This is a genomic window from Mycolicibacterium holsaticum DSM 44478 = JCM 12374 (assembly GCF_019645835.1).
GTDB classification, from domain to species: domain Bacteria; phylum Actinomycetota; class Actinomycetes; order Mycobacteriales; family Mycobacteriaceae; genus Mycobacterium; species Mycobacterium holsaticum.
In genome coordinates this window covers 4,510,925-4,523,804 of the sequence record NZ_CP080998.1, presented here as the reverse complement: position 1 = coordinate 4,523,804, position 12,880 = coordinate 4,510,925, and the positions used below count along the sequence as shown (strand labels likewise).

General features: G+C 68.3%; 12 protein-coding genes. 9 read left to right on the top strand and 3 right to left on the bottom strand.

Translation table 11 applies throughout. The features are described 5' to 3' along the window. Window positions 1-27: 27 nt before the first annotated feature. Together K3U96_RS21770 and K3U96_RS21765 are read left to right on the top strand one after the other, a co-directional pair. Entirely contained in the window at window positions 28-624 is a 597-nt protein-coding gene (locus K3U96_RS21770) for a TetR/AcrR family transcriptional regulator (RefSeq protein WP_220691056.1), read from the top strand. 272 nt (window positions 625-896) lie between these two features. Further along, the gene (locus K3U96_RS21765) at window positions 897-1,265 is read left to right on the top strand and encodes a hypothetical protein (protein WP_230982237.1); all 369 of its coding nucleotides are present in this window, start codon (window positions 897-899) and stop codon (window positions 1,263-1,265) included. Here the strand turns inward: K3U96_RS21765 and K3U96_RS21760 are convergent. Then, the gene (locus K3U96_RS21760; RefSeq protein ID WP_069405338.1) at window positions 1,229-1,858 is read right to left on the bottom strand and encodes a DinB family protein; all 630 of its coding nucleotides are present in this window, start codon (window positions 1,856-1,858) and stop codon (window positions 1,229-1,231) included. The genes K3U96_RS21765 and K3U96_RS21760 overlap by 37 nt on opposite strands. A 2-nt stretch (window positions 1,859-1,860) precedes the next feature. Continuing rightward, window positions 1,861-2,379, bottom strand: a complete 519-nt coding sequence (locus tag K3U96_RS21755; protein ID WP_220691055.1) for a DinB family protein — start codon at window positions 2,377-2,379, stop codon at window positions 1,861-1,863. A 62-nt stretch (window positions 2,380-2,441) separates the two neighbouring features. Here K3U96_RS21755 and K3U96_RS21750 point away from each other — a divergent pair, with 62 nt between their 5' ends. Further along, complete coding sequence (locus K3U96_RS21750) at window positions 2,442-3,386, top strand: helix-turn-helix transcriptional regulator (protein ID WP_220691054.1); 945 nt, start codon at window positions 2,442-2,444, stop codon at window positions 3,384-3,386. A 95-nt stretch (window positions 3,387-3,481) separates the two neighbouring features. On the opposite strand, the gene K3U96_RS21745 is transcribed toward K3U96_RS21750, so the two are convergent. Beyond that, the gene (locus K3U96_RS21745) at window positions 3,482-4,054 is read right to left on the bottom strand and encodes a nucleotidyltransferase (RefSeq protein WP_479494933.1); all 573 of its coding nucleotides are present in this window, start codon (window positions 4,052-4,054) and stop codon (window positions 3,482-3,484) included. 41 nt (window positions 4,055-4,095) lie between these two features. Between K3U96_RS21745 and K3U96_RS21740 the strand changes: the two genes are divergently transcribed. From K3U96_RS21740 to K3U96_RS21715, 6 genes are all read left to right on the top strand, one after another. Continuing rightward, window positions 4,096-5,838: a hypothetical protein gene (locus K3U96_RS21740; RefSeq protein WP_220691052.1), complete on the top strand. Its 1,743-nt coding sequence runs from the start codon at window positions 4,096-4,098 to the stop codon at window positions 5,836-5,838. A gap of 16 nt (window positions 5,839-5,854) precedes the next feature. Beyond that, entirely contained in the window at window positions 5,855-6,622 is a 768-nt protein-coding gene (locus tag K3U96_RS21735) for an endonuclease/exonuclease/phosphatase family protein (protein WP_220691051.1), read from the top strand. Window positions 6,623-6,750: 128 nt separating this feature from the next. After that, on the top strand, window positions 6,751-7,143 hold the full coding sequence (locus K3U96_RS21730) for a hypothetical protein (protein ID WP_220691050.1): 393 nt from the start codon (window positions 6,751-6,753) through the stop codon (window positions 7,141-7,143). A gap of 48 nt (window positions 7,144-7,191) precedes the next feature. After that, on the top strand, window positions 7,192-11,355 hold the full coding sequence (locus tag K3U96_RS21725; RefSeq protein WP_220691049.1) for a glycoside hydrolase family 38 N-terminal domain-containing protein: 4,164 nt from the start codon (window positions 7,192-7,194) through the stop codon (window positions 11,353-11,355). Between the two features lie 2 nt (window positions 11,356-11,357). Beyond that, the gene (locus K3U96_RS21720) at window positions 11,358-11,897 is read left to right on the top strand and encodes a DUF7158 domain-containing protein (protein ID WP_372515018.1); all 540 of its coding nucleotides are present in this window, start codon (window positions 11,358-11,360) and stop codon (window positions 11,895-11,897) included. Next, window positions 11,897-12,802 carry an ROK family protein gene (locus K3U96_RS21715; protein WP_220691047.1) on the top strand — a complete coding sequence of 302 codons (906 nt, stop codon included), beginning with the start codon at window positions 11,897-11,899 and terminating at the stop codon, window positions 12,800-12,802. Before K3U96_RS21720 ends, K3U96_RS21715 begins: the two co-directional genes overlap by 1 nt. The last annotated feature ends 78 nt before the right edge of the window (window positions 12,803-12,880 follow it).

Genomic DNA, 12,880 nt, shown 5'->3' with positions numbered 1-12,880 from the left:
TGACCAGAGTCGGCTTACGCTGAGGGCATGACCAGTCCCACCCGATGGGCCGGCGTGCCGCTGACCGACCGGCGCGCGGAGCGTCGCGCGCAGTTGGTCGCCGCGGCGTTCGAGCTGTTCGGCGAGGGTGGGGAGGCCGCGGTTTCGGTGCGCTCGGTGTGCCGCGCGTGCGGTTTGAACACCCGCTACTTCTACGAGAGCTTCGCCGATGTCGACGAACTGCTGGGTGCGGTATACGACGAGGTGAGCGCGGCGCTGGCCGACGCGGTGGCGTCGGCGATCGAGGGTGCGGGGGAGTCGCTGCGGGCCAGGACGCGGGCGGGGATCGCGGCCGTGTTGGGTTTCAGCTCGGCGGATCCGCGGCGCGGGCGGGTGTTGTTCACCGATGCACGGTCGAACCCGGTGCTGGCGGCGCGGCGGGCGGCGACGCAGGATCAGTTGCGCGAAGGCGTGTTGACGGAGGGCTGGCGCCTGCACCCGTCGTTTGATCCGGTGGCCGCGCAGGTGGGCGCGGCGATGTACACCGGCGCGATGGCCGAGTTGGCCCAGCAGTGGCTGGCCGGCCGACTGGGTACGGATCTGGACGCGGTGGTCGACTACGCGGTGCGGATGGTGCTGCGGTAGGGCTCCCGGTGCGTCGCCTTCCTCTCTCGGGTCTCGGGCGGAGCACTGTTGTCTCCGAGGGCACTGTTGTCTCCGGGGGCCGTTTTGTCGCCGGGGGAGCACCGTTGTCGCCGGGGTGCACCCTTGGAGTTGCCAACCTCTGAGCGAAAGATTCGCTGATGTTGTGACGGTGGGTAGTAGTTGAGCGAAAGATTCGCTCAGAGCTTGGCATTTCCGCACATGTACCCCGGAGCCGGCGCGCACTTGTCACCCCTCGATGCCACTGTGGCGCCATGAACCGAAGGGTCTTGCGCGGCATCGAACTGCGCTACGCACTGACGCACAATCTCGATGTGCACGGCCGGGCCAGCATCTACGAAATGCTCGAGCTGCTCGGGTGCCAGGGGTTCGCCGTGGTGGGCAACCCCTCGAAGGCCGTATCCGATGCCTTGCGCTGGGAGGTACGTCGCGGCCGGGTTCGTCGGCTGCGGCGCGGCGTCTACGGACCGGGCACCATGCCCCGCTCCACCGAGTACCACATCCACCAGCGCGTGCTGGCCTTGTTCGACGAGGTCGCCCGACTGCGCGGTTTCGACGACGCCGACCACTACGAAGACGCCGACCACTACGAAGATGCGTTCTGGGACTCCCTGCCCGCCTGAGATCGCGGCCGCCAGCGCTTGATGAAGTCGGTCTCCGGCCACTCTTCGTTGGCCGCCATCAGCTCGTACATCGTTGCGCCGTCGATGGATTCGCGGATGATGTCCGCGTGCCCGGCATGCCGGGACAACTCTTCGATCAGGTGCAGCGCCACCCAGCGCACGTCCCAATGGTCGATGTCCTTGGGGAACCACGGCACCTCGTGGGGCACCGGCACCGGTGTGTCGAGCGGAACCGAGCCCAGCACCTGCAGTGTCTGCGCGTTCTGCCGCTTCAGCTGCTCGAGCAGCCCGTCGAGCGTCTCGTCGTCGTGCATCACGTACTGATCGGCATACTCGGCCATGATCTCGTCCATCGGTCGCTCGTCTTTGGGCGGGAACTGGGGAGCGTGCGCCGCGCGGTCCGCCCAGCCCTTCTGCACTCCGGCGGCGTGTTTGATCAACCCGCCGATGGACAGCGTGCTCACCGACGGCGTCGAGCGCGCCTGCTCATCGGTGAGTCCGTAGGCCGCCGCGAAGAATGCATTCTGCTGAAACGCCAGAACTTCCAGCAGTGCCTGGCGCTCATCGGCGCCTGGTGGGGGCAATCCCGGCATCGCTACTTTCCTTTCGTGTGGAGGTAAAGGTCTCGGATACAAGCTATTTCGGCGCCGTGGTGGATCACTTCCCGATTGATGTGCAAAACCAGCGCCGACATCGGATACTCGGCCCACGGACCCTCGGCGGGCCCGATCGGACGGTCCAGCTCGTCGTCGCGCAGCGCCCTGACCCCGGCGATCCATCGGGCGTAGGCGTCGTCGAGCTGACTCAGCGCCGTCGCGGCGTCGGTAGCGTACTGCCACGTGTCATAGCTCGCTTCCGGGCCGCCGAAGTGCGAGTGGTTGCGCATCGCGAGCACTCCGATAATGACGTGGGCCAGCCGCCAGGCGATCGTCGTGAACGGCGCCGGCTCCGGCGGCGGATACGCGTAGTCGATCGATCCGTCCCGACGCACCGTCCAGCAGCCCGGGACCGGCTCCCAGAAGTACTCGTCGTCGGTCAGGCCGGTCAGTCGCGGCCGCAGCTGATGTGTCCAGTGAAAGTCCAACTGGTCGGCCAACAACTCGGGAATGTTCATCCGTCCACCCTGACACTCGTATAGGACAGTTTCAGTCCTAAGAGTGTGACAGGGTCTGACGTATGGCCGAGACGACGAGCCGGGTGCTGCAGCTGCTGGGGTTGCTGCAGTCGCGGCGGGTGTGGACGGGTGAGGAGCTCGCCGAGCGCCTCAACGTGACCACGCGCAGCGTCCGGCGTGACGTCGAACGGCTGCGTGACCTCGGCTATCCCGTGCACGCCAGCAAGGGGCGCGGCGGGGGCTACCGACTCGGCGCGGGCGCGGCACTGCCCCCGCTGCTGCTGGACCCCGACGAGGCCGTCGCGATGGCGGTGTGCCTGCGGCTGGCCGCGGGCGGCACGATCGCCGGCGTCGGAGAATCGGCGCTGCGCGCACTGTCCAAGCTCGACCAGGTGATGCCGGCGCGGCTGCGCTCACAGGTCGCCGCGGTGCACGACGCCACCGTCACGCTGACCTCGCCGTCGTCGGATCCGCCCGTCGAACCCGACGTGCTGATGACTCTGGCCCGCGCCAGCCGCGACCACGAACACGTCAGCGCCGGCTACGTCGACATCCGCGGCAACGCCACCCAGCGCCGGCTCGAGCCCTACCAGCTGGTGACCACCGGGCGGCGTTGGTATCTGCTGGCCTACGACCGTGATCGGCAGGACTGGCGCAGCCTGCGGCTGGACCGGATGTCTGAGGTACGTGCGATGGGTACGACGTTCGTTGCGCGCGATGCGCCGGACGCGGCCACCTATGTGCGCCGGTCGATCAGCAGCTCGCCGTACCGCTACGTCGCCCGGGTGCGCTATCAATCACCGGAAGAGGTTGTGGCTCAACACTTCCCACCGGCATCGGCGTCGATCGAGCCCGACGGGCCCGATGCGTGCATCGTCACCGCGGGCGCCGACGACCCCGAACGGATGGTGCTGTACTTCGCGACGGTCGGCTACGACTTCGAGGTGCTCGAACCGCCCGAGGTGGTGCGTGCGGTCGCCGCCGTCGCGCAGCGCCTGTGCCGCTGACCCTCCTTCGGCTCTTCAGCGTGCGCCGAACGTGGATTACCCGCACACGTTTGGCGCCTGGAACGTGCATCGAGTCCACACTCGGCGCGAACGAGTCACGCGGTGATCTCCAGCCGGTCGACGAGCACCAGAAATGCGGTGGCAAAGGGGTTTTCGGCGGTTTCGGCGCGTAGCCGCTGCCAGTCCAGCTGCTCGCGCACGGCGCGCACGGCCGGCAGCAGGGCCGAGAAGTCGCAGTTGTGCTCGTTGAGCGAGTTGAGCTTTTCCACCAGCACGTACGTCGGCGACAACACCTTCATCTGGATCGCGAGCACGTCGAACTCCTCGGCGCCGGCGATGGTGTCGGCGTCGACGGGCACGCCGTTGAGCCGGTGCAGCACGTCGATGACGAAGTCGTCCTCGACGCACGCCTTGAACAACCAGTCCTCGGGAGTGCGCTCGATGGTGAAGCCGGCCTTCTCCAGCGTCAGCGCGGCGGCCTCGGTGTCGGGTTCGGCCACGACGAAATCCACGTCGTGCACGGGTTCGGGGCCGCCGAACACCCACAGGGCATAGCTGCCGCCCAGGGCGAAAGCGGGCCCGTGGTCGCGCAGCGCTGACGCGGCCCGTCGCAGCGCGTCGCGCAGATCGTCGTTTCGTGCGGGCACGTGTCTCCCTGATCGGGTGATAAGCCTGGAATATCGCCGTGGAGAATGGCTACCCAATTTGGATGGCGATAGTGCAACAACCAAACATGTCGTACCTATACCGGATGATCGGATGCATGACGGCGATGAGGTTGCGGAAGTGGCGGGAAGTCAAGCCGGTAGCCGGTCCAGCAGGCGTGGCGATCACCACTCGGCTGCGGACTAGCTTTAACGACGAGGTCGTGCTGGACTTGGTTGCTGAGCATCTGGGGCAGCTGCGGCGGGCTGACCTGGCTAGAGTCTGTCGTCCGGTGCAATCGGACCCGAGTGTGGTAGAAGCGACTAAGCGGCAGTCGCGACGGGTTCGACTCAACGCGCGAAAGAAGAGGTTGACGGCGCAGTCGAGTGCCCGCTGGGCTAGCGCGATCATCGCTGAAAACAACCACCAATATCGGCTCGCTCGTGACGCCCAACGCCGGCATATCTCCGGACTGAGAGCATCGATCGCCGTCATCGAGAATCGTTTGGAACAACCCACCGGCGACATCCTCACTGAAACCCAACGTTCGATGTGTCGGAAGGCCAAGCTGCCGAGAGGGTATAAGACGCAGGCCGAAAGGTTTGCCAAACAACGCCGGTTGCAGAAGCTTCGGTCCGAACTGGCTCGCGTATGTGCCGACTGGGATCACGGCGCCGTGCACGTCGTCGTAGGTAGTAAGCGACGGGCCAGAATTCGTCACAACTTGTCCGATACGGATCTGAGCGTGGCCGAGTGGCGCGAGGAATGGGACTGTGTCCGCTACCGCATCAAAGCCCTCGGGTCGGTCGGTGAACCGTTCGGCAACCTAACCATCACCGTCAGCCCGGGCGGAGAAGTCAGCCTACGACTGCCGAAACCTCTGGAGTACCTGTCCAACGCCAGGCACGGCAGATATATCCTGTCGGGTGCCACGGTGTTCTCCTACCGCGCCGACGAGTGGCGAGACCGCATCACCGCCGGGAAATCTGTGTGTTACACCATCACTCGCAAGCCGAGCCGAGCCGGCCGCTACCTCACCGCCTCCTGGGAGAGTTCTCCCGCGGCCGCTGAGGTCATTTGTAGGAAGCTCTCAAACGGTGAAGTCCGCGCCGAAGGCCCTGTAGTTGGAGTGGATCTCAATGACGGGCACCTCGCAGTGCGCCGTCTCGACAAGCATGGCAATCCGGTTGGTCGGCCTGAACGCATCGATTTCGACTTGGGCGGACGTTCCACCCGTAGGGATGCCCATATTCGCCACGCGATCAGCCGGCTCGTCCACTACACCCGCCGCCATGGGCTTGAGACAATCGCCGTCGAAGACCTCGACTTCGCCGATGCCCGTACCACAGGCCGGGAAACGATGGGCCGAGGATCGCGCGGCAAACGCTTTCGCAAGACGGTGGCAGGTATCCCGACCGCGGTGTTTCGCAACCGGTTGTCCGCCCACGCCTACCGACACGGGATCGGCTTATACGCGGTCAATCCGGCGTACACGAGTGTGTGGGGAGACCAACACTGGCGCACCCCATATGAAAACGTCACCCGACACGAGGCAGCCGCCACCGTGATCGGCAGACGCGCCCAGGGTTTGACGGCGCGGCGACGGGAAGGTGTGACACGCACGCGACCAGCGGATCGCGTCGTGAGAGCTACCAACCAGGCCACGTCCGACGACCGGCAAGCGAGTACCGGGAACCGCCACCGGCCAGGGATACGGGGACCGAAATCCCGTCCGCCCCGTCGGACAAGAACGCGGACACCTGGGTCGGGCAACCGTTACCCCGGCATCCGGAATCAACACAAGTAACGGTACTTGAGTACCCATGCGCATGGCGACCTTCAACATCCTGCACGGGCGCAGTGTGCACGACGGCGTCGTCGAGCAGGACCGGCTCGTCGAGGCCGTCCGGCAGCTCGACGCCGACATCCTGGCGTTGCAGGAGGTTGACCTCGATCAGCCGCGGTCGGGTAAAGCGGATCTGACCGCGGTCGCCGCGGAGGCGATGGGCGCGCTGAGCCACCGGTTCGTCGCCGCGATCTCGGGCACGCCGGGGGCGACGTGGATGGCCGCGACCGGCGACGAGCAGCCCGGCACCGCCGCCTATGGCATCGCGCTGCTGTCGCGGTTTCCCGCGGAGAACTGGCAGGTGCTGCGGCTGCCGCGGATCCCCACCCGGTTTCCCATGTACCTGCCGGGACCGAACCGGGTGAAGGTGGTCGACGAGGAGCCGCGCGCGGCGATGGTCGGGCGGCTGGACACCCCGCTGGGCCCGTTGACCGTCGCGAACACGCATCTGTCGTTCGTGCCGGGGTGGAACCGGGTGCAGCTGCGCCACCTGGTGCGTGATCTGCGGGGGTTTGCGGGGCCGTCGGTGCTGATGGGGGATCTGAACATGACGCCGGCCCCGGTACGATGCTGGAGCGGGCTACGGCCGCTGGCCCAGGGCACGACGTTTCCCACCGAGGCGCCGACGCGGCAGCTCGACCACATCCTGACCGGCGACTCCGGGTTGCGCGTCGAGCGGTGCTGCGCGCCGGCGTTGCCGGTGTCCGATCACCGCGCGCTGGTGGTCGACGTGTCGCGGGTGTGACGGTTTTCCCGGCGAGCAGACGCAGAATCGTGTGCCCCTCGGCGTGTCGACACGCTTTTGCGTCTGCTCGCCGCACGGGGTGCGGATTAGTGCCGCGGCCCCGCGCGTGAAGACCATACGATGGTGCGGTGGCCAGGATCGACGACCTCGAAGCGCGCGTCACGGCGCTCGAAGCTTCTCGAGCCGACTACCGAGCGGTTCTCGCGGCGGTGAACGCGCTCGGTGAAAATCAGCGGGAACACGCTACTGATCTCGCGGCGGTCAAGACGGACGTGGCTGCAGTCAAGACGGATGTTGCAGTTCTCAAGACAGATATGGTGGCGGTCAAGACGGATATGGCTGCAGTCAAGACGGACGTCGCGGCTCTCAAGACCGACGTCGCCGCTGTCAAGACCGATGTCGCCGCGTTCAAGGCCGAGTCAATCGACTTCCGCACCGAGACGCGGGCCGCCTTCCGCTCGGTCGACGAGCACCTTGCCGAGCTCCGCGATCTGATCATCGACCGCCGCAACGGTCGCTGACGCCCGCGCTTCCCACGGGAAAGCGTTGAGGGCACGTAGGGTTTTGGCGTGCGGGTGATTTCGGCGGCATCGACGGATCTGTTCGTCGGGCCGCCGGACGCGCCGCTGCAACTGGTGCGGGTCGCCTACACCGACGGCGCAGGCACGGTGCGCGTCGACGGCGACGGTCTGAGCGGGCACGCCCCGGTCCCCGCCGGTGACGGCAGCGTCGATATTCCGGTGACAGTGGCCGACCCCGTCGTCGGCCAGCACCGCGACGCCCGCGTCGTCGAGAGCGACAACGTCACCCCGTTCGACTTCACCGTCGCCGAACCCGGCTGGACGATGTACATGATCAGCCACTTCCACTACGACCCGGTGTGGTGGAACACCCAGGCGGCCTACACCAGCGTGTGGACCGAGGATCCGCCTGGCCGCGCCCGCCAGACCAACGGCTTCGACCTGGTGCGCGCACACCTCGAAATGGCCCGCCGCGAACCGGAATACAAGTTCGTGCTCGCCGAAGTCGACTACCTCAAACCATACTGGGACACCCACCCCGAGGACCGCGCCGACCTGCGCCGCTTCCTCACCGAGGGCCGCATCGAAATCATGGGCGGCACCTACAACGAGCCAAACACCAACCTCACCAGCCCAGAGACCACGATCCGGAACTTCGTGGCGGGCATGGGATTTCAACACGGTGTGCTGGGTGCGTCACCGCGGACCGCTTGGCAGCTCGACGCGTTCGGGCACGACCCGCAGTTCCCCGGCATAGCCGCCGACGCCGGTTTGACCTCGAGCTCCTGGGCGCGCGGGCCGCATCACCAGTGGGGGCCGATGGCCGGCGACGGTGATCCCGAGCGGATGCAGTTCTCCAGCGAATTCGAGTGGATCGCCCCGTCCGGGCGCGGCCTGCTGACGCACTACATGCCCGCGCACTACTCGGCGGGATGGTGGATGGACTCCGCCGCCACGCTCGAGGAGGCGTCGACGGCGACCTACGAGCTGTTCGCCTCGCTGAAAAAGGTTGCGCTGACCCGCAACGTGTTGTTGCCGGTGGGCACCGACTACACGCCACCGAACAAGTGGGTCACCGAGATTCACCGCGACTGGAACGCCCGTTACACCTGGCCGAAATTCGTGTGCGCGTTACCGCGCGAGTTCTTCGCCGCCGTGCGCGCCGAGCTGACCCGTTGCGGTATCGACGCGTCGCCGCAAACCCGGGACATGAACCCGATCTACACCGGTTGCCACGTGTCCTACATCGACACCAAACAGGCCAACCGTGCCGCCGAGAACGCGGTGCTGGACGCGGAGAAGTTCGCGGTGTTCGCCGGGCTGCTCGGCGGTGCGACGTATCCGCAGGCCGCGCTGGCGAAGGCGTGGGTGCAGCTGGCCTACGGCGCCCACCATGACGCGATCACCGGCTCGGAGTCCGACCAGGTGTACCTCGACCTGCTGACCGGGTGGCGCGACGCGTGGGAGCTGGGCACCACCGCCCGCGACAACGCGTTGGCCCTGTTGTCCAGCGCGGTCGAGGGGCCCGTCGTGGTGTGGAACACCCTGGCGCACAAGCGGACCGACATCGTCAGCGCGTGGCTCGCCGAGCCGGTGACGGCCGGGGCGCAGGTGGTGGACGCCGACGGCGCAGCGTTGCCGACTCAGGTCGCGGGTTGTCGCGTCAGTTGGCTGGCGCGCGATGTGCCGTCGCTGGGTTGGCAGTCGTATCGGCTGGAACCTGGTGCCGACGCCGACGGCTGGGAGCCGTTGGCCGGCACCACCATCGGCAACGAGCACTACCGGCTCACGGCCGATCCGGCCCGCGGCGGCGGTGTCGCGTCGCTCATCGAGGCGGCATCAGGTCGCGAGCTGATCGCCGGCGGTCGGGTCGGTAACGAACTGGCTGTCTACGACGAGTATTCGGCGCATCCCGAGGCCGGAGAGGGTCCGTGGCATCTGCTGCCGAAGGGGCCGGTGGTCGCGTCCTCGGCCGGCGCCGCCGACGTGCAGGCGTATCGCGGCCCGTTGGGCGAGCGCCTCGTCGTGCACGGCCAGATTTCAGATGTGCTGCGCTACAAGCAGACCCTGACGCTCTGGCACGGCGTGGCGCGGGTGGACTGCCAGACGACCATCGACGAGTTCACCGGCGCCGATCACCTGCTGCGGGTGCGCTGGCCGTGTCCGGTGCCCGGTGCGCTGCCGGTCAGCGAGGTCGGCGATGCGGTGATCGGACGGGGGTTCGGCTTGCTGCACGACGGCGACGCCGCCGTCGACTCGGCGAAACACCCGTGGACACTGGACAACCCGGCATACAGCTGGTTCGGGTTGTCTTCGGCGGCGCGGGTGCGCGTCGGCGACGGTGTGCGTGCGGTGTCGGTCGCCGAGGTGGTGGCGCCGACGGAGGCGGAGTCGGCGGGGCTGGCGCGTGAACTGGTCGTCGCGCTGGTGCGGGCAGGCGTCACCGCGACGTGCAGCAGCGCGGACAAGCCGCGTTACGGTGATCTCAGCGTCGACTCCAACCTGCCCGACGCGCGGATTGCGCTCGGCGGGCCCGACGAGAACGCCTTCACCGCCGCGGTTTTGGCCGAGGCCGATCCGGTGTATACCGAGGAGCTCAACCGGCAGCTGTACGCCGCGGGTTCGGCCAGGGTGTGGGTGCCGCCGACCGCACCGCTGGCCGACACCTGGGTGCCCGGCGCCGACCTGCGTCACGCGCGGGCGCTGCCCGTGCTCGTCGTGGCGGGATCCGCGCTGGACGCGCAGGTCGCGGAGTTGGCGGCGGATCTCCGTGATTTCGAAATCACCGTCGACCAGGCCGTGGCGCCGGAACTCGAGCCGTTCGAAGCGCGCACCGTCGCGGTGCTCAACCGCGGGATGCCCGGATTCGCAGTCGAAGCCGACGGCACCTTGCACATGTCGCTGATGCGGTCGTGCACCGGGTGGCCGTCGGGAACCTGGATCGACCCGCCACGGCGCACCGCGCCCGACGGCTCCAACTTTCAGCTGCAGCACTGGACGCACACCTTCGACTACGCGGTGGTCTCCGGCGACGGTGACTGGCGCGAGGCCGATCTGCCGTCGCGTAGTGCGGAGTTCTCTCATCCGCTGCAGGCGGTCACCGAGAAGGCGTACACGACGAGTGGATTGCCTGCGACGGGTTCGCTGTTGGAGGTCGAGCCCGCAGGCAAGGTTCGGCTCGCTGCGATGAAAGCGGCCGGCAACCCCCTGGAGTCCGGAAGCAGTAAGCGGGTACACCCCTCGGAAAGTGTTGCCCTCCGGCTCGTCGAAACATGCGGTGAGACAGTCGATGTCACGGTGCAGTCCGGGCTGCGGCGGGTGTCGGGCGCGGTGCGTGTCGACCTGCTCGAACAGCCGAAGTCGTCGGAGCCCGACGAGCTGACCCTGCACGGCTACGAGATCGCCACCGTGCAGGCCCAGCTCAACCTGCCGCGGGTACTCGACGCCGAGCACACCGAGCTGGCGCCCGACGCCGAGGCGGCGCAGCCGCTGTACGCCCGGTACTGGCTGCACAACCGCGGACCGGCTGCGCTCGGCGGAATGCCCGTCGTCGCCCACCTGCACCCGCAGGCCGTCGGTGCCGAGCCGAATGCACCTGTTTCGCTACGTCTTACCGCAGCTAGCGACTGCAGCGACGCGGTGCTGCACGGCAAGGTCCGGCTGCGCTGCGCCGCAGGCTGGACCGTCGAGCCCGCCGAGCTGTCGTTCATGCTGCCGTCCGGCGAGTACCTCGACGCCGAGGTGACCGTGACGCCACCGTCTGCCGTCGCAGCGGGGCTGTACCCGGTGCGCGCGGAGTTGGCGCTCACCGGCAGCCATCCCTCGATGCCGTTGTCGTGGCGTCAGGCGGTCGAGGACGTGTGTGTGGTGTCGGTCGCCGCGGCCCCCGACGACAAGGTGCTGCGGTGGGTGAGCGAGCCGGCGCCGGTCGACGTCGCTGCCGGTGAAACGGCCTGGCTCACCGCCACCGTGGGCAGCGACGCGCACGCCGACCTCGCGGTCGAGGCGCATCTGATCAGCCCGTGGGGAACGTGGGAGTGGCTGGGGCCTGCTGCTATTGGGGTCGAGCTGCCGGCGCGCGGCACGGTGGATCTCGACTTCGAAGTCGCGCCGCCGGGATGGCTGGAGCCCGGGGAGTGGTGGGCGCTGATCCGTGTCGGTGGTGCGGGAAGCCTGCTGTATTCGACGGCGGTGAAGGTGGTGGTGCGGTGAACGTGGCGACGGTCGACGGGGTACCTGTCGAGGTCGAGGAGATCGACGCGCGGGAGGCTCAGCTTCGGGCGGCCCTGCTCGCGGCGTCGCTGCCGCGGCCAGGCACCAGCGAGGGGCGACAACTGCGCCGCTGGTTGACCCAGCTGCTGGTGACCGAACGCGTCGTCGCGGCCGAAGCCCGAGTGGCGGGGCTCAGCGCGGACGGGGCGCCGACCGAAGTGGACCTGCTGCCCGACACGGTGACGCGTCTGGAGATCGGCAGCGTCGCGGCGTCGGTGCTCGCCGACCCGTTGGCTCGCGCCGTGTTCGCAAGCGTCACCGCAGACGTCGACGTGACGGCCGAGGACGTCGCGTCGTACCGCGAACGAAACCCCCTGCGGTTCAAGGATGCCGACGCGGTCGCCGACCACCTGCGTGGGGCGGCCCGGCGTCGGGCGTTCCGGCGGTGGCTGGACGCACGCTGCGCGGCCGTCGTCGAACTCGCCCCGGGATACGAGCACCCCGGTGACCCGCGTCAGCCCGACAACACCCACCGGCACTGATGACAACGCTGGCGATCGACATCGGCGGCACGAAGATCGCCGTGGGCCTCGTCGACGACGACGGCACCCTGGTGCACCAGGGCAGGCTGCCGACGCCCGAAGGAGACGCGGAGACGGTCTGGGCGGCCGTCGACGCGCTGATCGACGACGCGCTCACGGCGGCAGGCGGCCGGGTGCGCGGGGCCGGTATCGGATGCGGCGGGCCGATCGACCTGTCGGCTGGCACCGTCAGCCCGATCAACATCGTTGAGTGGCAACGCTTTCCCATTGCCGACCGGGTGGCGGCGGTGGTCGACGCCCCGGTGCGGCTGCACAATGACGGGTTGTGCATGGCGTTGGGGGAGCGGTGGCGCGGCGCGGGCCGGGGCGCGCCGTTCATGCTCGGCATGGTGGTGTCCACCGGTGTCGGCGGTGGGTTGGTGCTCGACGGCGCGCCCTACGGCGGACGCACCGGCAACGCCGGGCACGTCGGCCACGTCGTCGTCGACCCCGGCGGCGCGCCGTGCAGTTGTGGCGGACACGGCTGCGTCGAGACGATCGCGGCGGGCCCGCGGATGGCGCAGTGGGCACGTTCGCAGGGCTGGCAGGCGCCCGTCGACGCCGATGCCAAGGAGCTCGCCGACGCTGCCGAAGCGGGTGACGCGATTGCGCTGCAGGCGTTTCGCCGCGGCGCGACGGCCGTCGCCGCCATGATCGCGTCGGTGGGCGCCGTGTGCGATCTGGACCTTGTCGTCATCGGTGGTGGGGTGGCGAAGTCCGGTGCATTGCTCTTCGACCCGGTGCGCGAGGCGCTCGCCTCCTATGCCGGGTTGGAGTTCCTGCACGGCCTGCGGGTGGTCCCGGCGGAGTTGGGTGGCGAGGCCGGGCTCGTCGGCGCGGCCGCATTGGTGATTTCGGCGCGCTAACGGACGCTGGCGGGCTGTGAGCGCGCCGAAGTGGCAGTGCGCGTTCCATCATCTGGAACGCGTCATGCGTAGATGCGG

Coding starts and splice junctions, on each gene's coding strand:
- K3U96_RS21770 (WP_220691056.1), top strand. CDS start 28: ATGACCAGTCCCACCCGATGGGCCGGCGTGCCGCTGACCGACCGGCGC.
- K3U96_RS21765 (WP_230982237.1), top strand. CDS start 897: ATGAACCGAAGGGTCTTGCGCGGCATCGAACTGCGCTACGCACTGACG.
- K3U96_RS21760 (WP_069405338.1), bottom strand. CDS start 1,858: ATGCCGGGATTGCCCCCACCAGGCGCCGATGAGCGCCAGGCACTGCTG.
- K3U96_RS21755 (WP_220691055.1), bottom strand. CDS start 2,379: ATGAACATTCCCGAGTTGTTGGCCGACCAGTTGGACTTTCACTGGACA.
- K3U96_RS21750 (WP_220691054.1), top strand. CDS start 2,442: ATGGCCGAGACGACGAGCCGGGTGCTGCAGCTGCTGGGGTTGCTGCAG.
- K3U96_RS21740 (WP_220691052.1), top strand. CDS start 4,096: ATGGCGATAGTGCAACAACCAAACATGTCGTACCTATACCGGATGATC.
- K3U96_RS21735 (WP_220691051.1), top strand. CDS start 5,855: ATGCGCATGGCGACCTTCAACATCCTGCACGGGCGCAGTGTGCACGAC.
- K3U96_RS21715 (WP_220691047.1), top strand. CDS start 11,897: ATGACAACGCTGGCGATCGACATCGGCGGCACGAAGATCGCCGTGGGC.